Source organism: Pseudomonas sp. WS 5079 (assembly GCF_012985465.1).
GTDB lineage: Bacteria > Pseudomonadota > Gammaproteobacteria > Pseudomonadales > Pseudomonadaceae > Aquipseudomonas.
This window is the reverse complement of sequence record NZ_JAAQWN010000004.1, coordinates 85,512-106,336: the sequence shown is the minus strand read 5'-3', so window position 1 is coordinate 106,336 and position 20,825 is coordinate 85,512. Positions and strand designations below refer to the sequence as shown.

Genomic DNA, 20,825 nt, shown 5'->3' with positions numbered 1-20,825 from the left:
CCGGATCGCCGTACCTTGAAGGCATTGGCCGCTCTGTTCTTGACGCAAGAGCGAAGCGGCTATTGCTGTTGTCTCAGCCATTGCTGATCCTCTGCGCACAACTTGAGCTGCTCGTGGCTGAAATCCAGAGTCGAGCCTTTCATGCGCAGTGCCTGCTCCGCACGTTCGGGTTGCTGGCTGTAGCAGAGGGCGCTGGTAGCGGCGTGAATCTGGGCGTCGAGGTTGTACGCACGCCCCATCGAAATCAGGGTGCAGCGGCGAAGCAAAAGAGCCGCTTCGGCGGCTTCTTCATTGAGGGTGCTCAGTGCCCAGCGTGCCATACCTTCGCGAAGGTTGATGCCGCAGTAGGGGGCTGGTCTTTCGATCAGGGTGCCATCGACTTCCCAGCTCAGCTTTTCAACGCCGTCGCACAGCAACGTAGCGCGAGTGTGATTGGCAATACGCTGGCCGACGTTGATGTCATAACGGCGCTGGTGGGGGCCTCGAGCGGCCGCCGCGACAGCGAGGCCCGCGAGGTCCAGCAGATGGGTGCATTGATGACTGGCATCGGTCTGACGGGTGACCGAGTGGGCTATCCGGTCCAGTTTCATGCCCACCAGGTGCTGTAATTGATCGCAAGCCTGAGGGCACAAGGAATAAGGGTAGCGAAGCGCTTCGCCGCCAATGGCGGTGACTTCACCTTGATGGTGGCAGACCCAGACACGGAAGTGGTGGAAGTCGTCTTCCAGCGCGGCTCGGACTTCGCCCGTGCCATTGCCGGGATGAGCAATGATGTCTACGCGGCGACGAAATACACTCATCCTCAATATCCTTGCTTCAATGCTGTTCAGGCTGACGAAATCAGCTATATTTGAACACTATAACCAAAAATGTTCACTAAAAAACAAGAAATGGAGTGGCTATGGCACTGCTAAACGAACAGGTCGCGTTGATTACCGGTGCAGGTGGCGGAATAGGCCGCGGTATCGCGCTGAACTTTGCCAAAGAGGGCGCTGCTGTGGTGGTCGCCGAGCTGGATGTCACCAGTGGCGAGGCCATAGTCGCCGAACTCAAAGCGCTGGGTGCCCAAGCGGTGTTCATCAAGACCGACGTGTGCAGCAAGGCCGATATCGAAGCTGCCGTGCAATTGGCCGTTGATCAGTTCGGTGGTCTGGACATATTGGTTAACAACGCCTTTGCGCCAACACCCAATGTCCTTCTGGAAGAAAAAACCGACGCGATGCTGGAGAAAACCCTCGGTTCTACAGTGTGGGCGGCCTGGTGGGCGATGAAAGCCGCACTGCCCCACATGAAAGCGAGAGGCGGCGGCAAGATTATCAACTTCTATTCCATCGATATCGAGATCGGCGCCTGGTTGCACGGCGACTACAACACGGCAAAGGCAGCGATCGTGGGGCTGACTCGTAGCGCGGCTTCTGAATGGGGGCGGTTCAACATTCGAACCAATGCCATCGCACCGACTGCGATGGGTGCGACCTTTCACAAACTCGCTGCAGAGAACCCGGGGTTTGCCGAAATGTCCGCTTCGATGCGTCCGTTGGGGCGCTGTGGCGAGCCTGAAGCTGATATCGGGCCGGTGGTGGTATTCCTCGCTTCGGAGATGTCGCGCTTTATCACTGGCGAGACCATTCACGTCGATGGTGGCCTGCACTTACCCGGTTACAACTCCCGCCCCAAAGGCATTCCCGTGCGCGAGTATTGATTACCCCGGTTGATGCAGGAGCGAGCAAGCTCGCTCCTGCAAAGAAGGCTCCAGGCCCAAGAGACGCGAAAGCCCGCTTCAAAGCGGGCTTTCGACGTTGGATCGACGAGACATACCGGGCAGGACCGTTACTTTTTGGACACCACGATCGATGTGGTTTCCAGATCCCAGGTGGCGGCGGTTTTACCTTCATCGCGCAGCAGATACTTCAACACCCGACCCTGCGGGTTTTTCGGCAAGCTGCTGCGAAACTCGATGTAGCGCGGCAAGGCATAGTAGGGCACCGAGTCGGTGGCCCAATGGAACAGCTGCTCCGGGTCTAGCGTCACGCCTTCATGCAGTACGGCAGTCACCTTCACATCATCCTCGCCTTTATCAGAAGGCACGGCATGCACCGCCACTTCGGCCAGTGCCGGGTGAGAAGCAAAGGCTGCTTCCATTTCAAAGCTGGAAATGTTCTCCCCCCTGCGACGCATGTAGTCCTTCTTGCGGTCGACAAAGTAGAAGAAGCCATCATCATCGAATTTGCCAACGTCGCCGGTGTGGAACCACATGTTGCGCATCAGCTTCTGGGTATCCTCCGGACGACGCCAGTAGCCCTGGAACATGATGTCGGGACGGAGCGGGCGCACCACGATTTCGCCAGGGGAGTTGGGCGGTACTTCCTGATCGATGTCGTCGACGATCCTAACGTCAAAATCTGCAATACGTTTACCCGACGAGCCGGGCGCGGCGTATTCCCCGGCAGCCAGCGAAGTGATAACGCAGGCTTCGGTCAGGCCATAGCCGTTGCCGCCTACCAGCTTGGTGCCGAAGCGCTCGCGCCAGATCTTTTTGGTTTCTTCGGTATAAGGGTTGCCACGGGCGGTATGGATCTGCCCGACGCAGCGCAACATCGCTTCGTTATCTGGCGCCTGGGCGAGGAGGCCGCCCATGCCACCCAGGATCGAGGCAATGGTCGCGCCCGAGCGCTCCACTTCCGGCCAGAAATTCGAGACCGAGAACCGCGCAAGAATGGCGGCGCGCGCGCCCACCAGAATGCTGGCAATGATGGATACACACAGCGCATTCATGTGAAACAGCGGCAGCGGCGTGATGGTGACGTCGTCGGCACTGGCCGGACCGGCACGTAGTTGCAGGCGCGCCAGATTGCACATGAAGTTGTAGCTGATCATGCAGCCCTTGGAAGGGCCCGTTGTACCCGAGGTGTAAATCAGGCAGGCGAGGTCTGAAGGTTGCGGTTTATTGACGAGTGGGGTGGCGTCATGGCCACGCCATTCATCCAGTGGCGCAATACGAATCGGGCAATCAGGAACTGCTTCGAGGGTGCCACGGTGAAGAATGTGGTGGACGTCCTGCAGTTGTGAGGCGAGCGGGGTGATGCGTGGCAGGTAGGCTGCTTCGCAAATTACCACCGAGGTGCCGGTATCGGCGATCTGATGGCGGAGGAACTCGCCCTTGAGCGCGGTGTTGATCGGCACACTCACGGCGCAGAGCTTGTTGATGGCCAGCCAGGTGGTGACGGCATCGATATTGTTATCCAGCATCGTCAGCACGGTTTCACCGGCCTTGACGCCCAGGGTGGCAAGTGCGTTGGCCATCTTGGTGGAAAGTGAGTCAACCTGAGCATATGTGTATAACTCACCGCTGAAATCCAGCAATATTTTGTCTGGATGCCTTGCTACCGCGCGATCTAACGCGTCAATGACAGTGTCTCGTTCTCCCACTGCCCAGGTGTCTGGATTTCCACTGCTACCCATCAGTTTTCTCCTTTAGGCATCCGTAAGCGGTCGGGTTGCCTGATTTTATTTTGAAGAGAGAATCTGATTCTAAATACAAACGTCTTAAATGTCTTTAGCAATAAGTTGAACATATAGTGTTATTTATGCACAGATCCTGTGCTAACGTTGCACAATCTTTACTCTTCATGAGCCTGTCACGCCATGCCAAAAGCCGCACCCAAGAAAGCAGAGGCGCCAGCGCCGGCTAGCAAACCCAAAAAAAATGCGCCACCTGAAGCAGGGGCGAGCCCGGCTAAACCCGTCGAGCGACGTGCTGCTGCCAACTCAGTGGCAGGAACCAAAGTCAAGCCGAATCGCCGTTCGGAAGAAACCATTGCCAACATCCTTAAAGCCACTGAGGAAGTCGTGCTGATGTCTGGCGCGGATCGTATTTCGATCCTGGATGTGTGCCAGGTAGCGGGCGTTTCCCGTGGCACCTTTTATCGCTATTTCGCTTCGCAAGAGGACTTGCTGGACACCTTTTCACGCCACAAGCGCGAAAGCTTTCACAGCTCGCTGTCCCAGGAACTCGGTCACATCAGTGATCCTGAAGCGCGCTTGAATGCGCTGTTTGCCTATCTCGACAACTACCTGGAGCAAAGTCGGGCTCGGCGTCTTCTGGTGGTTGCACCCGACTACGCGCTGGGCTTCTTCCGACGGATTTTCCACGATTCGATCGTGCGCTTTCAGGATGGCCTGGGCATCGTTTTCGACGACTGGGACGAACGCCTCGGGGTGCGTCTTGACCGTGAGCTGATCTGCGAAATGATCATTCGTTACGTGTTGAGCGAAATCCTCGTGCCAGAAGCCGCGGGGCGTCGATTGTTCCCGGTCCGGGTGAAAAAACTCCTGGGCGCGCTGATCATGGGTTCTACCTCGCGCACCCGCCGCTGACCTTAAAGAACTACCCATCGCGCAAACAAAAGCCCCCGTTTATCGGGGGCTTTGCGTTTCCGTACGCTAATTTTTCCCCTCCTGCATTCCACTCTTTTTCGAGGCAGACTCGAAGTTTTGGACCCCTCTAAGCATTTTTCGACGCGAGTTGAGGGCTCTGGGTCAGGCCTCTCCGCGCGCAAATAAAATAAATTGAACAGTATTTTGATTTCTGCTCAATTTAATCTTAAGCTCTGGTCTTGGCAGTGAGCCGTCGGCTTCCCCTTTTCGCGGCAATTTGATCCAGGCCACGTGAAGGCACCGCACAAATAACCAACAAAAAGTGCCAACTTCGAGGTACCTAGACATGCTTATCGATCTTCACGCCCACGCACCGCACCCTGGCTATTACAACCAGCACCCTCACTGGGGGCCGTTCTTTGAGCAGCACGCCGATGGCGATATCAAGCTGCGTGTCGGTGACTGGATTCTCGGTCTTGGGTCGCCAGAGCGTAAGGCTGCCGTGCGCTCCGGCAAGGGGCCCAAGCTTGAAGAGTATTTTGCGCGCTGGGCTGATCCGAAAGTGCGCTTGGCTGGCATGGATGCGGCGGGACAAAACCTGCAGGTCGTGTCCGTACCGTCCCACTGCTACATGTACTGGACCGAAGCCGAATTCGCCGTGCCTTTCGCCCGTACCGTCAACGAGACATTGGCTGAATACTGCTCCGCAGCTCCTGATCGCTTGATGTTCTGGGCTCACGTGCCTTTGAATGCGCCAGAAGCGGCGGCGGCTGAATTGCGCTACGCCTGCACCGTACTGGGCGCTAAAGGTCTGGTCGCTGGCGGCGCCAACTTCGGCGGCCTGGAGTTCGATTCGCCGGAACTCGACGTGGTGTGGAAAACCCTCTGTGATCTGGATCTGCCGATGTTTATTCACGGCTACAACCAGTCGGTCACCTGGGGCAAGAACGCCAACGACGACCGTTACGAAACCACCGCCATCGTTGGCATGCAGTACGACGAAAGCCGTTGTTTCTGGAACCTGATTTGCGGCGGCGTACTGGATCGCTTCCCTGACCTTAAGGTGTACATCACCCATGGCGGCGGCTATGTCCCGTACCAGCTCGGTCGTCTGGCCAAGACCAACGAGAACCTCGACGTCAAATACAACAAAAAGCCGCTGCTCGAGTACATGAAAAACTTCTACTTCGACGTTGAGCTGCATGAAGTACCGATGCGCCAGGCGTTGGTCGATATCATCGGTGCAGACCATGTGCTGTACGGCAGCAACTTCGGCGGTAGCGATGCCGTGCGTCACGACCTGACCCATGGCCTGAAGTTGTCCGACGCCGACTTGCGCAAGATTCGCTATGAAAACGCATGCCGCTTGCTGCACATCGATCCTGCCAAGTTGGGCAAGGTAGGTGCCTGATGAAGCTGGCACGATGTGAGTATTTTGCTACCGGCGTTTTTTGGGCTGTCGTGGATGAGGCCCAGGACCAGGTGACGCCAATTTCCGGCAATTTCAAAGATTGGGCGCCCGGCGTGACTGCCGGACGCGGCATCAGTTCGTTGCGATTCGCCGGGCCAGCGCTCCCCCTTTCCAAAGTGCGCCTGTTGCCGCCGATAGAACCCGTCAACCGGGTGGTCGTGGCTGGCGCTAATTACGCCAAGCATCTGGTGGAGTTTGGATTGAGTGCGCCGTCCCAGCCAGTCGCCTTTCTCAAGGCTTATGGCGCGCTGATTGGCGCCAATGACCCGATCCGCTTTCCACCGTTGACTGAGGAGCTCGATCACGAAGTTGAATTGGTGGCGGTCATCGGTACTGACGAGATTGACCTGGAAAACCCGCTTGCCTGCGTGCTCGGTTACACCGTCGGCAATGACGTCAGCGCGCGCGATCTGCAGCGTAGTGGGCCGGCGGGCATCGGCATGGATCTGTTCGCGGCCAAAAGCCAGGATCGGACTACTGGACTTGGTCCCTGGATCGTCACGAAGGATGAATTTGCGCAAGGGTCACCAACGCTGCGCCTGACCTTGAAAGTAAATGGTGAGACGCGCCAGGACGGCTCCACCGGCGAAATGACCTGGGGTGTTGATCATCTGATCCGCTTTGTCCAGCAGCGCTCGAGTTTTGCCTGTGGCGATGTGTTGTTCACGGGATCGCCGGCGGGAGTGGGGATGGGCACCGGTCTGTTCCTCAAGGAAGGCGATGTGGTCGAAGCCAGCGTCGAAGGCATTGGCACGTTGCGCAATGTGGTCAGTAAAAAGAACCGCGCCTAATCGAGAGCCAAACATGAACGCCAATAAAGAAAAAGTAGTCGTCGTCGGTGCGGGTCTGATGGGCACCGGTATTGCGCATGCGTTCGCCAGCTCCGGTTTCAGTACCTTGTTGGTCGATACCAATGCCGCCTCCCTGACAAACGCCAGGGCGAGCATCGAAAAAATCCTCGCCGATGGCGTGCGCCTGGGCAAAGTCAGCGAAGAAAAAGCCCGGCAATCGTTGGCCAATCTACTGACCTGCAGCGACTTGACTGAAGCGGCGAGTGGCGCCAATTGGCTGGTTGAAACAGTCTCAGAGCAGTTGGCAGTGAAGAAGGCGGTGCTCGCGCAAGCGGCGCCACTGCTGGCACCGGACGCGATTATAGCGACCAATACGTCGGCCCTGAGCGTGACCGAAATTGCGGCGTCAGTGGAGTGTGCAGATCGCGTGATCGGCATGCACTTCTTCAATCCGGTGCACAAAATGAAACTGGTGGAGCTCGTGCGGGGGCTGGCTACCAGTGATGAGGTCGTGGCGCGCACGCGTACCTTGTGCGAGCAGATTGGCAAAACCTCGATCATCGTCAATGAGTCACCAGGATTGACCACCAGTCGCATGTCTGCGCTGTTGGGCAACGAGGCAATGTGGATGCTGCAGGAAGGCACCGCGACCGCTGAAGACATCGACACGGCTCTGCGCCTGGGCTTTAACCATCCGATGGGCCCATTGGAGCTGGGTGACCTGACTGGTTGGGATACGCGGCTGTCTGTTCTGCGTTATCTGCATCAGACCCTGGGTGAGAAATTCAGGCCGTGCCCGCTGATCATCAAAATGGTCGCTGCCGGGCGACTGGGGCGAAAGTCAGGGCAGGGGGTTTACCGCTACGAAGACGGTAAACAAGTACCAGGTTCAGGGCTCAAGGCGAGTGCGTTATGAAAGACATCGTCATAGTTGATGCGGTACGCACGCCAATCGGCAAGTTCCGCGGCAGCCTGGCCGGCGTGCGCGCCGATCACCTCGGGTCGCTGGTGCTCAGCCGGTTGCTGGAACGGGTCGATGTGTCGCCGACGTTGGTCGACGATGTGATATTTGGCAATGTCACGCAAATTGGCGAGCAGTCCGCCAACATCGCCCGTACAGCCTTGCTCGGTGCCGGTTGGCCGGTCACCGTGCCGGGCCTGACCATCGACCGTAAATGTGGGTCGGGCGAAGTGGCCGTGCATTTGGCCGTTGGCGCCATCGCGGCTGGATCCGCTGATATCGTGGTGGCAGGTGGTGCGGAAAACATGAGCCGCGTGCCCATGGGCAGTAACCGTGAAATTCACGGCGAAGCGTTTGGCTGGATGGCAGTGCAACGCTATGAACTGACCAGTCAGGGCGAGGCTGCTGAACGTATCGCCGACAAATGGGCGCTCAGTCGCGATGCGCTGGATGATTTCGCTTTTGCCAGCCATCAGCGTGCTGCCGCGGCGTCCGATGCTGGTTATTTCGATAATGAAATAGTGCCGGTTGCGGTCGAGGAGCTACGAGAGCAAGTGCTGACGGAGCCAGTTGCTGTGTTGCGCGAGGACGAAACCATTCGCCGTGATACATCGCGGGAAAAACTGTCGACGCTAAAAACCAGTTTTCGTCCGGACACCGGTCGAATCACCGCTGGCAACTCGTCACAGATCTCCGACGGAGCAGCGGCATTGCTGTTGATGAGTGCCGAAACCGCGAAAAAACTCGGGCTCAGGGCTCGAGCGCGGATTGTGGCGTTCACAACCGTCGGGTCCGATCCGACGTTAATGCTCACCGGGCCGATTGCTGCCACCCAAAAGGTGTTGAGCCAGGCCGGGCTGAACATCAACGACATCGACTTGTTCGAGGTCAATGAAGCGTTTGCCTCGGTGCCGCTAGCCTGGATGCAGGAGACCGGTGTGTCGCACGACAAGTTGAACGTCAACGGTGGCGCTATTGCCCTCGGTCATCCATTGGGCGCCAGTGGTGCACGCTTGATGACCACCTTGTTGAACGAGCTTGAGCGCCGCGGCGGGCGTTTTGGCCTGCAAGCCATTTGCTGCGCCGGCGGCATGGGCACGGCGACCATTATCGAACGGCTCGATTGAGATGGCGCGCCTACCGCTGATCCCACTGGATGCCATGCCGGCTGCGTTGCAAGACGCGGTGGAGCGGGGCCGGCGCAGTCGCATGCTCAGTTCAACGACGCCGGTGCAGGTCTGGGCTCACCGACCCAAGGTAGCCCTGGCCTGGCTGGGTTTGATGGAGAGCCTGCACAGCGACAGCCTGCTCGATGAGCGTTTACGCGAGTTGGTGCGGCTGAAAATCGCCAGCATCACCACTTGCCAGGCCTGCCAACTGGCGCGCAAGTCCGACTCAGTTACTGAAGAGGATATTGCGTGCATGGCGACGGACAGCGAGTCCTTCACGCCAGCCGAACGTGCCGCGTTGCGTTATGCCGAGTTGTTTGCCAGCGATTACCTGGAGATCGACGACACGCATTTCTTGCGACTCGGGGAGTTTTTCTCTGACGCCCAGGTGGCAGAGCTGGGGCTGTACTGCGCCCTGATGTTGGCGGGTGGCCGCATGACACTGGTGCAGCAGGCCTATTGACACGTCTCGCAGCACAAATAGTTGATCGAATTATTAATAAGTGTCCAATACCGATCTAGTCAGGCCTATTATCAGCCAGAAGGTATGGCCTTAAGCAGCTACCTGACAAAAAATAATGACAAAAATAGCGGAGACGATCATGTCCACACCGGTGCAGAACGATCTGACGAAGGCTTTCACCGACGTAGCCAGTAATTATCGCGGTACCAGCGATATCGACCTGCACGCGACTTACCGCGATATGCGCGCCAATTCGCCCGTGCTGCAAGGCAACTTCATGGCAAGTCTGGGCGTGCCGTCGATTGCCGGCCTGGATGCCAGCCGGCCAACCTTCACACTGTTCAAATACGACGATGTCATGGCGGTCATGCGTGACGCCGGCACCTTTACCAGCGGTTTTATCGCCGAGGGGCTGGGTGCGTTTTTCGATGGCTTGATCCTCACTGCAATGGACGGGGATGCTCACAAGAACATCCGTAATCTGCTGCAACCGGTATTCATGCCCGAGACGGTGAATCGCTGGAAAGAAACTAAGATCGATCGGGTGATTCGCGAGGAGTATCTCAAGCCGATGGTCCCGGCCAAGGGTGCCGATCTGATGGACTTTGCCCTGTATTTTCCGATCCGGGTGATTTACGCGTTGATCGGCTTTCCCGAGGATCGTCCCGAGCAGATCGAGCAGTACGCGGCCTGGGCGCTGGCCATCCTGGCGGGCCCGCAAGTCGATCCGGAAAAAGCCGCCGCGGCCCGCGGCGCGGCCATGCAGGCCGCTCAGGCTCTGTACGATGTGGTGAAAGTGGTGGTGTCCGAGCGTCGCGCCGAGGGCGCATCGGGCGATGACCTGATCAGCCGGCTGATCAACGCGGAGTATCAAGGACGGTCGCTGGACGATCATGAAATCGCCACCTTTGTACGCTCACTGCTCCCGGCTGCCAGCGAAACCACGACTCGCACCTTCGGTACCTTGATGTCGTTGCTGCTGCAAAATCCGGAGGTGCTGGAGCGGGTGCGTAATGACCGTAGCCTTGTAAACAAGGCCATCGACGAGGCGGTGCGCTTCGAGCCTGTGGCCACCTTCAAGGTGCGTCAGGCCGCCAAGGACCTGGAGATCCGCGGTGTAGCCATCCCCAAAGGGGCAATGGTGCAATGCATCGTGACCTCGGCCAATCGCGACGAAGATGCATTCGAAAACGCCGATAAATTCGACATCGACCGCAAGCCCAAACCTTCGTTTGGCTTCGGCTTTGGCCCACACATGTGTATCGGTCAATTCGTGGCCAAAACCGAGATCAACTGCGCACTGAATGCGATCCTCGACCTGATGCCCAACATCCGTCTCGACCCTGACAAACCCGGGCCGCAGATCGTCGGCGCACAGCTGCGCGGTCCGCACTATTTGCACGTGCTGTGGGACTGATGGAGATGCGCACTCGATTTAATATGAACAGATTCAAAAAATGTGTTTAATTAAATAGAGATGTGCACTATGATTCAGGCACAACAACAAGCCCGAATGCGAAGGGGAAAACAATGAAAGTTGAAGATCTGATTCTTGTCAGCGTCGATGACCACGCGATCGAGCCGCCGAATGCTTTTGCTCGCCACATGCCCGCCCGCTTCAAGGGTCGTGAGCCGCATGTGGTCAAAAAGGGTGATCGTGATGTGTGGGTCTTCGAGGAACAGGCCACTGGCTACATGGGCCTCAATTCCGTGGTCGGTCGACCAAAAGAGGAATACGGCATGGAGCCGCTGGGCTACGAGCAAATGCGCCGTGGCACCTGGAACATCAAGGACCGCGTCGACGACATGAACGCCAACGGCGTACTCGGTTCATTGTGCTTCCCCACCTTTCCGGGTTTTGCCGGACAGCGTTTCCAGGTACACGCTGACCGAGACGTGGCGATGGCGGCCATCCAGGCCTACAACGACTGGCATTTGCACGATTGGTGCAACGCTGCGCCAGGCCGTTTCATTCCGCTGATGATCGTGCCGTGGTGGGACATGAAAGCCGCGGCTGCCGAAGTCGAACGTCTGGCCAGACAAGGTGTGCACGCGCTTTCGCTGTCGGACAACCCGGCTATTCATGGCTACCCGTCGATCCATAGCGATTACTGGGACCCGCTGTGGAAAGCCTGCAGCGATAACAAGGTGGTGATCTGCTGCCATATCGGTACCGGCGTGAAAGCTCAACACGCTTCGGATTTGTCGCCTATCGACGCTTGGATCACCTCCATGCCGATTTCCATCGCCAACTCCGCCGCAGACTGGATCTGGGCGCCGATGTGGAAGAAATTCCCGGACCTGCGCATGGCGCTTTCCGAAGGCGGCATCGGCTGGATTCCTTATTTGCTGGAGCGTGCTGACTTCACCCACCGTCACCATAACGCGTGGACCAATTCCAACTTCGACGGGAAGATGCCCAGCGACATCTTCAACAAGCACTTCATCACCTGCTTCATTGAAGATAATTTCGGCCTGAAGAACCTCGATTATCTGAACGCCGAGATGGTTACGTGGGAAAGCGATTACCCGCACTCCGACTGCACCTGGCCGAACTCGCCGGAAACCGCTTGGGAAGGGTTGCAGCACCTGCCTAAAGAGATGATCGACAAAGTCACTCACTTGAACGCAATGCGTGAGTTTTCCTTCGATCCGTTCGCTATCCACGGTCGGGAAAACTGCACGGTCGGCGCGCTGCGGGCTCAGGCCACGCACGTCAGCACCGAGCCAGCACTGGGCTTGGGTGGTGCCGATCATGGTCGTCACGACAACAAGCCGGTCACCTCCGGCGACATCAATGCGATGTTTGCCGAGGCTGACGCGCAAACCGCGTTGTAAGTTGCCGCTGTTCCTACAGTCGCCGGCCAACGGCGACTGTGGAGCGGTTGCCGATCTGTGGTCGCTTCGTTCGAAGCGATTGCGCCTGTGTTCAGCGTTAGAGAGCGCATATGGCCATCAGTCAATTTTCCTACAGTAATATTCCTCCCGAGGCGGAAGCGCTTCGCACCGAAGTGCGGGCGTTCATTCTCGACACACTGGCCGATTACCCACCGACCTTGAGTGCACAGTCCTGGATGGGCTTCGACGCTGAATTCAGCAAGAAGCTCGGCGCGCGGGGCTGGGTGGGCATGGCCTTGCCCAAAGCCTACGGCGGTGGCGAGGCGGGTCCTTTTGCACGCTACGTGATCATTGAAGAATTGCTGGCCGCCGGTGCGCCGGTATCGGCTCACTGGATCGCCGACCGGCAAAGTGGGCCGCTGATCAATCGCTTCGGTACCGAGCAACAAAAACAGCACTTTCTTCCAGCCATTTGCCGGGGTGAAAGTTACTTCTGCATTGGCATGAGCGAGCCCAATTCCGGCTCGGACCTGGCTTCGATCAAAAGCACTGCTGTGCGTGATGGCGATAGCTGGCTCGTCAATGGCCAGAAGGTCTGGACCACCAACGCGCACCATTCGCAGTACATGATTGCCCTGGTGCGTACCGGTGAGAAACAAGCGGCCCGGCATGAGGGCATGTCGCAATTCATCGTCGACCTGAGCCTGCCCGGCATCACCATTCGCCCGATTCGCGACCTGGCCGGTGGCGAGCACTTCAACGAAGTGTTCTTCGACAATGTAAGGCTACCCGCCGACGCTTTGATCGGCACTGAAGGGAAGGGATGGGACCAGGTGACCGCCGAACTGGCCTTCGAACGCAGCGGCCCTGAACGCTTCCTCAGTTGTATGGCGTTGTTGAAAACACTGATCGACGCGGTGGGCAAGTCCCCTGACGCACTACAAGCGCGGGAGATCGGGCGACTGTCAGCCAAGCTGCTGACGCTGCGCAATATGTCGTTGTCGGTCACGGCACAGTTGGCAGCGGGTGAACATCCAGCCTGGGCGGCCTCCTGTGTGAAAGACCTTGGCAATGCTTTTGAGCAGGAAATTCCCGAAGTAGCCCAGCTGTTGCTGGAAACCGAGCCACGGCAGGACGGCGGCAGCGAGCACGCACGCGTGCTGGCCTACCTGACACAGATGGCGCCCTCATTCTCACTGCGCGGGGGCACTCGCGAAATTCTGCGCGGCATCATTGCCCGCGGCCTGGGGTTGCGATAATGCGCGAGATATTCGAAGCGACGATTGAACGCCTGTTTGCCGATCTGGCGACGCCGGCTTATGTGATGAGCTGTGAAGGCGGCGAATGGCCGGCCGAGTTATGGGCTGCGCTGGACGAGTCGGGCTTCACCCTGGCGGGTGTCACCGAAGCGCTGGGCGGCGCTGAGGCCAGTTGGGCCGATATGTATGTGCTGATCCGTGCCGCTGGGCGCTTTTCAGTACCTGCACCTTTGGGTGAAGCCCTGCTCGGCAATTGGCTGCTGAGCAGGGCTGGCCTGGAGGGCAGGGCAGGTGCCATCAGCGTGGCCGCCAACGCCGATCTGGTACTTGAGGGCGAGCGCGTTTACGGCACCGTCTACTCGGTCCCTTGGGGGCGCAACGTTGAAGCGGTCGTCGCCATCGCCAATAGCCCAACCGGCGTGGCGCATGTGGTGCTGCTGTCGCGAATCGCGGCGAGTGAACTGACGTTGAGTCTGAATGTGGCAGGCGAACCGCGCGATGATTTGGGTTTCACCAGTGCCCAGGTACTGGCACAAGCACCGTTGCCCGGCGGGCTCGACGCCAACGTCCTGGAACTGGGCGGCGCGATGCTGCGCGCGGCGCAGACCGCCGGGGCTTTGCACGCCCTACTGGACATGACCGCCAACTATGCCGGTGAACGCAAGCAGTTCGGCAAGGCAATTGGTTCTTTCCAGGCCATTCAACAACAGCTTGCAGTGTTCGCTGAGCAGGCTGCCGCCGCCGGCATCGCGGCCGAGGCGGCCTTCACGGAATCCAGTGCGGGGCTCGCGGCGCTGACCATTGCCGCGGCAAAAATCAGCACCGCAGAAGCCGCAAGCGTCGGCGCAAGCATCGCCCATTCAGTGCATGGCGCCATTGGCTTTACCGAGGAATATCCGCTGCATCTGCTCACCCGTCGGTTGTGGGCGTGGCGCAGTGAATTCGGCTCGGCCAGCCTTTGGAGTCAACGCCTGGGTACTCAGATATGCCAAGGCGGCAGCGATGGATACTGGCCCTTGCTCACCAGCCATGGCCAACAACCCTTAACCCGTCTCGCGAGTAATCCGGTATGAGCCCGTTTCTACAGATTGAGCGTGAGGGCGGCATCGTCACCGTGCGCATGAACCATCCCGACACGCGCAATGCCCTGACGACGCGCGAGCAGATCCAGGAGTTTGTCGATCTCTGCGCTGAACTGCGCCGTGACATGTCGGTACGGGTAATGGTGCTTACCGGCAATGGCAGCGCTTTCTGTGCCGGTGGCAACGTCAAGGACATGCACGAGCGCGGCGGCATTTTCGCCGGCTCGCCGTATGAACTGCGCAATACCTACCGGGACGGCATTCAGCGTATTCCCCTGGCGATTTATGAGCTGGATATCCCGGTGATCGCCGCGGTTAACGGCCCGGCGATCGGTGCGGGCCTCGATCTTGCCTGTATGTGCGATATCCGGCTGGCGGCGCCCAAGGCGATCTTTGCCGAGAGTTTCGTGCGTCTGGGCATCGTTCCGGGTGACGGCGGCGCCTGGCTGTTGCCGCGCATCATTGGTATCCCTAAAGCCAGTCTGATGGCGTTTACCGGTGACGCTATCGATGCAGCCAAGGCGCTGGAATGGGGGCTTGTCGAGCAAGTCTGCACCCACGAAACGCTGCAATCGGAAGCGCAGGCGCTCGCGCGCCGAATCGCCAGCAACCCGGGTCATGCGTTACGCCTGTGCAAGCGTCTGCTGCGCGAAGGCCAACATATGCGCCTCGATTCGCTGCTGGAATTGTCGGCGGCGTATCAGGCGTTGGCGCATCACACCGAAGACCATCATGAAGCGGTGGCGGCTTTTGTCGACAAGCGCGATCCCAATTACCAGGACCGCTGATTACCCATCGCCTAATACAAGAATCGATCTGGAGTAAGCAAAATGCGTGGCGTATTTCGAGAAGACCACAACATGTTCCGTGATCAGGCCCGCCGTTTCGTCGACCGCGAAATCGTGCCCTACCTGCATGAGTGGGAAAAAAACGGCATCGTTCCCAAGGAAGTCTGGCTCAAGGCCGGTGAGAACGGCTTGTTATGCTCCACGGTGCCTGAAGAATACGGTGGCCCCGGAGGCGACTTCGGTCACTCGGCGGTGATGATCGAAGAGCTGGCGCGGGCCAACGCTACCGCCGTGGGTTTCACCACCCACTCGGAAATCGTCACGCCTTACATCGTTGCCTATGGCAGCGAAGAGCAGAAGCAGCAATGGCTGCCACGTATGGTCAGTGGTGAGTTGATCGGCGTCATCGCCATGAGCGAGCCGGGTATCGGCAGCGACCTGCGTGCCATGCGCACTTCGGCGCGGCGTGACGGTGATGACTACATCGTCAACGGCCAGAAGACCTTTATCACCAACGGCGGCAATGCCGGACTGGTGGTCACCGCCACCAAGATTGATCCGGCGGCCAAGGAACTCACACTGATCTGCGTTGAGGAAGACCGAGCCGGCTTCGCCAAGGGGCGTCTGCTGGAAAAGATTGGCCTGAAAGGGCAAGACACTGCCGAATTGTTTTTTGATGAAGTCCGGGTGCCCGTCGGCAATCGATTGGGTGAGGAGGGCATGGGATTCAAATACCTGACTCATCAATTGGCCTGGGAACGCCTGATCATCGCGATCCGTGCCGCGCAATCCATCGACACGCTGCTGGAAGAAACCATCGGCTACACCCGGGAGCGCAAGGTCTTCGGAAAACCGGTGCTCGACTTCCAGAACACCCGCTTCAAACTCGCTGAAGCCAAGGCCCAGGCCACCATGCTGCGGGTGTTCGTCGACGACTGTCTGGCCAAAGTGATGCGCGGTGAACTGACGCCGGAAATCGCGGCAATGGCCAAGCTGCTGGGCTCGGAGATGCAAGGCAAGCTGCTTGATGAGTTTCTGCAATTACATGGCGGCTACGGCTTCATGAGCGAATACAAGATCAGCCGCGCCTGGGTTGACGCCCGGGTCGCGCGCATCTATGGCGGCACCTCTGAAATCATGAAAGAAATTATCGGCCGTACCCTTTGAAGCACATTGGCATGAGGCAAACAGATGAGTAATTCCCTTTACGACATTTCGCTGAAGCAGATCGATGGAAGCGTCCGCACCCTTGGCGACTATCGGGGCAAGGTCCTGTTGGTGGTCAATGTCGCTTCAAAATGCGGGCTGACCCCGCAATACGAGGGCTTGGAAAAACTGTACCAAGACAAAAAATCCCAAGGCCTGGAAATACTGGGTTTCCCCGCCAACAACTTCAAGGAGCAAGAACCGGGTAGCGATGTGGAAATCGTTGAGTTCTGTTCAGTGAACTATGACATTCACTTTCCGTTGTTCTCGAAAATCTCGGTTGTCGGCGCGGACCAGCATCCTCTCTACGCCGAGCTGACTGCTGCACAGCCCGAGTCCACGGGTGAAGGTCCTTTCCGAGAGCGCTTGACGGGTTATGGCATCAAGTCAGACAACGCAACGGACGTACTCTGGAATTTCGAAAAGTTTCTGATTGATCGGCAGGGCACGGTCGTTGCCCGTTTCGCTCCAGACATCGCGGCTGATGATCCTCGTTTGCTTGAAGCAATCGAAGCTCAATTGGTCCAAGAGGCGTGAAGCGGTGCTGACAGTCGATACGGTTAGCGCGCTTCGTGCGCTCGTGGCCCGTGCACGAGGTGAAAACAAGAAAGTCGCGCTGGTGCCGACAATGGGCAACCTGCATGACGGTCATATCGCCCTGATTCATTGCGCAAAGCAGCGAGCCGATTTTGTGGTCGCCAGCATCTTCGTCAATCCACTCCAGTTCGGGGCGAATGAGGATCTGGCCAACTATCCTCGGACCCCCGACGCCGATCGCGAAAGACTGGTCAACGCCGGGTGTGATGCGCTGTTTGCCCCTGCTGTCGAACAGATCTATCCAGATGGAATGCTCAATCAGGCCATCGTCAGTGTGCCGAACGTGTCTGAAGGTCTTTGCGCTGCGGCACGTCCTGGTCACTTTGATGGCATGGCCACTGTCGTCGTCAAGCTGCTGAACATTGTTCAGCCAGACGTGGCTGTTTTCGGGGAAAAGGACTATCAGCAGCTGGCAGTCGTCCGCTCCATGGTCAGGGATCTGAATATGGTGACTGACGTTGTCGGTGCACCGACGATCCGGGCCGCGGACGGCTTGGCATTATCGTCGCGCAACGGCTATCTGAGTGACCATGAGCGTTCGGTGGCCCCCGTCCTTTACGCTTGTTTGAAGCAAATGGAGGCGAGTATCCAGGTTGAGGGGCGGGTGACTGAGCACCTGTTGATTGAATGTCATCAACGTATAAGCGACGCCGGTTTTCAGCCGGAATACTTTGAAGTCAGGAATGCTCAGGATTTAAAACCTCTGACCAGCTCCGATACTCACTTTGTGATTCTTGTGGCGGCGCGCATCGGCAAAACGCGGCTCATTGACAATCTGACGGTGGACCTTCGGCCATCAAAAAGATCACCAGAGGAACAACACCCATGAGCCTCTATCGAGCGTTCACTGTTCTTGGCCTGTGCCTTGTCTCTCTTGTCGGCATGGCTCAACAAGCGCCAGTGGATGCCTATGGTGCCGACACCCAGCGTGCCAACGCCTTGCTGTTAAAAGCTGTCGCCGAATACAAAGCCAAGGGCGACACCGCCCTGGCTGAGTTCAGTCGCCAGGGAGCCTATGTCGATGGAGAGCTGTACATCTACGTTGTCGATACCTCCGGCGTGATGCTTGCCAGCGGAGGGCCTTCGGTTTCACTGGTCGGAAAACCGGTGGTCAACGTTCTGGACGACGACCTCAAGGCTGCATTCCAGCAAGCGATTTCGCAGCCAGACGACGGCATCGTGCGTAGCGCCGAATACCGCTGGTGGAACTGGCAACACGGTAAGGTCGAGCGTAAGCGCGTGTTCTATCAACGTGTGAAAGATCGGGTGATCTCCGTGGGTTACTACATGCCACGGTCCAGCCCTGAACAGGCACAACAGCTGCTGCGCCAGATTTCGGCGCAAGTTGCCAGCGACGCAAAAGCCACTGTCGGGCGCATTAATCAGCACGATAAGCAGCTCACCCAGGATGATCTCTATGCCTTTGTGGTGGACCTGAAAACCAGGCGGTTCATCGCTCACGGCTTTTCGCCCCGGCTGATCGGCACCGACTTCAAGTCATTGCGCTCTACCGACGGCAAGCCGATTGGCGAGGACATACTCAAGCAGATGAACACGCATGAAGCAGGGGAGATCACTTATCAATGGCGTAACCCTATGACGGGGCAGAATGAATACAAGAGGACTTTTCTGCAGCGGGTTAATGGATACGTCGTCGCCGTGGGCTGCTATGCAATCAAGTGATCAAAACAGGGACCACCGGCGCCCGCAGCAAGGAGTGTGCGCATGACTGATTTAGTATTGCTGCATGGCGGCAACCATGGCTCGTGGTGTTGGAAGCCTTTTGTGGAGGCGTTAAACCAACAACCCGGATGTTTCAAACGAGTGATCACTCTGGATATGCCTGGGTGCGGCAAGAAGCGCGGTCGAGATGTTGCGTCCCTGCGGCTCGACGATGTGGTCAAGGAGCTTAATGACGACCTGCATGCACTCGGTGTGAACCAGGCCGTGTTGCTTGGGCATTCCATTGCGGGGGTCGTGCTGCCAATGATGGTGTTGGCTGCTCCGCAACTATATTCGCAGCTGGTTTACCTGGCCTGCGCATTGCCCAGTGAAGGCCAATCGATTCTGGAGTTACTTGGCACAACGCTGCATGGCGAAAGCCCGGAACATGTCGGCTGGCCGCTGGGCCCCGCGCACACAACCCCTCAAGCGCTGGCGGTGGCCATGTTCGGTCAGGACTTGAGTGAGCAAACCATGAGTTGGTTGTTAAGCGAAGCGAGCCAGGACACGACGCCACTCTGTGTGGCGACAGACTCCATCAGTCGTGCGGGATACCTGGGAATGATTCCGGCGAGTTACATCATCACACTGCGCGACAACATCCTGCCCGTCGACTGGCAACGCCGTTTTGCGCAACGTGCTGGCGCGGGCGTGGTTATCGAGATAGATACGGCGCACGAGCCGTTCGTATCACACCCGCAGCTACTGGCGGATGTCATACGAGGTATAGAGCGGCATGAGTGATGAGCGATATCGGTGTTTCAATCCGTAGCAACGGCAAGGCAATCCGCAGCGATTGGTTGATCCTGTCCATTATCAGCTTCAACTTTATCTCGTACATATGCAGTGGCTTGCCGCTTGCGGTGTTGCCGGGCTATGTCCTCAATGACCTGGGCCTGACCTCGGTTTTCGCCGGCGTGGTTATCAGCTCGCAATACCTGGCGACGCTCCTGGCCCGCCCCTTGGCCGGTGGTGTGGCCGATCGCCTGGGTGCCAAATACGCGGTTGTGTGCGGGTTCAGTGGCTTGATGTTGAGCGGCGCCCTGACGGCGCTCGCCATTATCCTGCCCACCCAACCCTGGTTGACCCTGACGCTATTACTGCTGGGGAGGCTGGTGTTGGGGGCGTCCACGGCCATGATCTCCACGCCCTGCTGCACCTGGGCCATCGGGTTATGTGGTGCCCCGCGGGCGGCACAGGTCATGTCGTGGAACGGAATAGCGGCTTACGGCGGCACGGCTGTTGGCGCGCCACTGGGTGTGCTGCTGCGCAATTCGATGGGTATCGCCAGTGTGGGGTTGTGCACCGTGTTGCTTGGCTTGGCGTTCCTGCTTTTGGCTCTGGGCAAGCGCCCAGCGCCATTGGTTGCAGGCGCCCGTCTGGCATTTCACCGAGTCCTGTTCGCCGTCATGCCCAATGGCCTGGTCCTGGTTTGCAGCTCGGTGGGATTTGGCGGGCTTACGGCGTTCGTCGCACTGTATTTCGATAGTCTCGGCTGGGATTACGCCGCCTATTGCTTAAGTGGTTTCGGCGCAGGTTTTATCGTTGCCCGATTGTCGTCGCCAGGAATACTGCAGCGATTCAGAGGGTACAAAGTGGTGGGCGGCTGCCTGCTTGTGCAGACATTGGGCGTGCTGCTGATATGGCTCGCGCCTTCGCCTGCGCTGGCCATTGCCGGCGGGGCGTTAACCGGGATAGGGGTGTCATGGGTCTATCCGGGGCTTGGGGTGGAGACTTTGGCTAGCACTCCGGCCGCGAACCGTAACTCGGCGCTCAGCGCCCTTTCATTATTCTTCGATATTGCAGTGGGGATGGCCGGTCCGGTGATGGGCCTGGTTGCGTCAGGTTTTGGTTTTGCTGCGATATTTCTCTGTGCAGCACTGATGTCGATGGGCGGGTTTCTGGTAGTGCTCTGCCTATGGCGGAAGGGGCGTATACGCGATTAGTGTTAGTTGTTTAATAGCATACCTCTGTTTCACATAACTGACGTGCAAGTAAGCTCTCCGACGATCTGTCAGCGGGAAAATAACAGAACCAGCTATACCGCTATTGGCCGATTGCTGCGTGTCATGTCGGGTCGGAATCGACCCGAACCGAGCTC

The 20,825-nt window shown here is 58.1% G+C and carries 20 protein-coding genes; 18 read left to right on the top strand and 2 right to left on the bottom strand.

Annotated features, from left to right (window positions below; all coding sequences use genetic code 11):
- Positions 1 to 59 precede the first annotated feature (59 nt).
- Positions 60 to 800 carry a DUF2889 domain-containing protein gene (locus HBO05_RS12060; RefSeq protein WP_057005048.1) on the bottom strand — a complete coding sequence of 247 codons (741 nt, stop codon included), beginning with the start codon at positions 798 to 800 and terminating at the stop codon, positions 60 to 62.
- Between the two features lie 101 nt (positions 801 to 901).
- Between HBO05_RS12060 and HBO05_RS12055 the strand changes: the two genes are divergently transcribed.
- Positions 902 to 1,702 (top strand): SDR family oxidoreductase, encoded by an 801-nt coding sequence (locus HBO05_RS12055; protein ID WP_126588877.1) that lies wholly within the window; start codon positions 902 to 904, stop codon positions 1,700 to 1,702.
- Between the two features lie 128 nt (positions 1,703 to 1,830).
- On the opposite strand, the gene HBO05_RS12050 is transcribed toward HBO05_RS12055, so the two are convergent.
- A complete protein-coding gene (locus HBO05_RS12050; protein ID WP_172312764.1) occupies positions 1,831 to 3,462 on the bottom strand; it encodes an ATP-dependent acyl-CoA ligase in 1,632 nt (543 codons plus the stop codon).
- 183 nt (positions 3,463 to 3,645) lie between these two features.
- Between HBO05_RS12050 and HBO05_RS12045 the strand changes: the two genes are divergently transcribed.
- The 17 genes from HBO05_RS12045 (at position 3,646) to HBO05_RS11965 (ending at position 20,670) form a co-directional block, all read left to right on the top strand.
- Positions 3,646 to 4,377, top strand: coding sequence for a TetR/AcrR family transcriptional regulator (locus HBO05_RS12045; RefSeq protein WP_057005051.1), 732 nt, complete (start codon positions 3,646 to 3,648; stop codon positions 4,375 to 4,377).
- Positions 4,378 to 4,723: 346 nt separating this feature from the next.
- On the top strand, positions 4,724 to 5,788 hold the full coding sequence (locus tag HBO05_RS12040) for an amidohydrolase family protein (protein WP_020300781.1): 1,065 nt from the start codon (positions 4,724 to 4,726) through the stop codon (positions 5,786 to 5,788).
- Positions 5,788 to 6,639 carry a fumarylacetoacetate hydrolase family protein gene (locus tag HBO05_RS12035; RefSeq protein ID WP_057005052.1) on the top strand — a complete coding sequence of 284 codons (852 nt, stop codon included), beginning with the start codon at positions 5,788 to 5,790 and terminating at the stop codon, positions 6,637 to 6,639. The genes HBO05_RS12040 and HBO05_RS12035 overlap by 1 nt, the downstream gene beginning before the upstream one ends.
- Positions 6,640 to 6,652: 13 nt before the next feature.
- A complete protein-coding gene (locus tag HBO05_RS12030; RefSeq protein ID WP_057005053.1) occupies positions 6,653 to 7,555 on the top strand; it encodes a 3-hydroxyacyl-CoA dehydrogenase in 903 nt (300 codons plus the stop codon).
- Positions 7,552 to 8,727, top strand: a complete 1,176-nt coding sequence (locus HBO05_RS12025; protein WP_057005054.1) for a thiolase family protein — start codon at positions 7,552 to 7,554, stop codon at positions 8,725 to 8,727. The genes HBO05_RS12030 and HBO05_RS12025 overlap by 4 nt, the downstream gene beginning before the upstream one ends.
- Position 8,728: 1 nt before the next feature.
- Entirely contained in the window at positions 8,729 to 9,232 is a 504-nt protein-coding gene (locus tag HBO05_RS12020) for a carboxymuconolactone decarboxylase family protein (protein WP_169850674.1), read from the top strand.
- 139 nt (positions 9,233 to 9,371) lie between these two features.
- A complete protein-coding gene (locus tag HBO05_RS12015; RefSeq protein WP_057005055.1) occupies positions 9,372 to 10,649 on the top strand; it encodes a cytochrome P450 in 1,278 nt (425 codons plus the stop codon).
- Positions 10,650 to 10,762: 113 nt separating this feature from the next.
- Positions 10,763 to 12,070 (top strand): amidohydrolase family protein, encoded by a 1,308-nt coding sequence (locus HBO05_RS12010; RefSeq protein ID WP_057005056.1) that lies wholly within the window; start codon positions 10,763 to 10,765, stop codon positions 12,068 to 12,070.
- 110 nt (positions 12,071 to 12,180) lie between these two features.
- Positions 12,181 to 13,329: an acyl-CoA dehydrogenase family protein gene (locus HBO05_RS12005; RefSeq protein WP_057005057.1), complete on the top strand. Its 1,149-nt coding sequence runs from the start codon at positions 12,181 to 12,183 to the stop codon at positions 13,327 to 13,329.
- Positions 13,329 to 14,402, top strand: coding sequence for an acyl-CoA dehydrogenase family protein (locus HBO05_RS12000; protein ID WP_057005058.1), 1,074 nt, complete (start codon positions 13,329 to 13,331; stop codon positions 14,400 to 14,402). The genes HBO05_RS12005 and HBO05_RS12000 overlap by 1 nt, the downstream gene beginning before the upstream one ends.
- Complete coding sequence (locus HBO05_RS11995) at positions 14,399 to 15,199, top strand: crotonase/enoyl-CoA hydratase family protein (protein WP_057005059.1); 801 nt, start codon at positions 14,399 to 14,401, stop codon at positions 15,197 to 15,199. The genes HBO05_RS12000 and HBO05_RS11995 overlap by 4 nt, the downstream gene beginning before the upstream one ends.
- Before the next feature lie 42 nt (positions 15,200 to 15,241).
- The gene (locus HBO05_RS11990; RefSeq protein WP_057005060.1) at positions 15,242 to 16,366 is read left to right on the top strand and encodes an acyl-CoA dehydrogenase family protein; all 1,125 of its coding nucleotides are present in this window, start codon (positions 15,242 to 15,244) and stop codon (positions 16,364 to 16,366) included.
- 24 nt (positions 16,367 to 16,390) lie between these two features.
- The gene (locus tag HBO05_RS11985; RefSeq protein WP_172312762.1) at positions 16,391 to 16,942 is read left to right on the top strand and encodes a glutathione peroxidase; all 552 of its coding nucleotides are present in this window, start codon (positions 16,391 to 16,393) and stop codon (positions 16,940 to 16,942) included.
- Between the two features lie 4 nt (positions 16,943 to 16,946).
- The gene (panC, locus tag HBO05_RS11980; protein WP_126588901.1) at positions 16,947 to 17,831 is read left to right on the top strand and encodes a pantoate--beta-alanine ligase; all 885 of its coding nucleotides are present in this window, start codon (positions 16,947 to 16,949) and stop codon (positions 17,829 to 17,831) included.
- Entirely contained in the window at positions 17,828 to 18,685 is an 858-nt protein-coding gene (locus tag HBO05_RS11975) for a cache domain-containing protein (RefSeq protein WP_126588880.1), read from the top strand. The genes panC and HBO05_RS11975 overlap by 4 nt, the downstream gene beginning before the upstream one ends.
- A gap of 42 nt (positions 18,686 to 18,727) precedes the next feature.
- Positions 18,728 to 19,468: an alpha/beta hydrolase gene (locus HBO05_RS11970; RefSeq protein ID WP_172312760.1), complete on the top strand. Its 741-nt coding sequence runs from the start codon at positions 18,728 to 18,730 to the stop codon at positions 19,466 to 19,468.
- Entirely contained in the window at positions 19,468 to 20,670 is a 1,203-nt protein-coding gene (locus HBO05_RS11965; protein WP_172312758.1) for an MFS transporter, read from the top strand. Before HBO05_RS11970 ends, HBO05_RS11965 begins: the two co-directional genes overlap by 1 nt.
- The last annotated feature ends 155 nt before the right edge of the window (positions 20,671 to 20,825 follow it).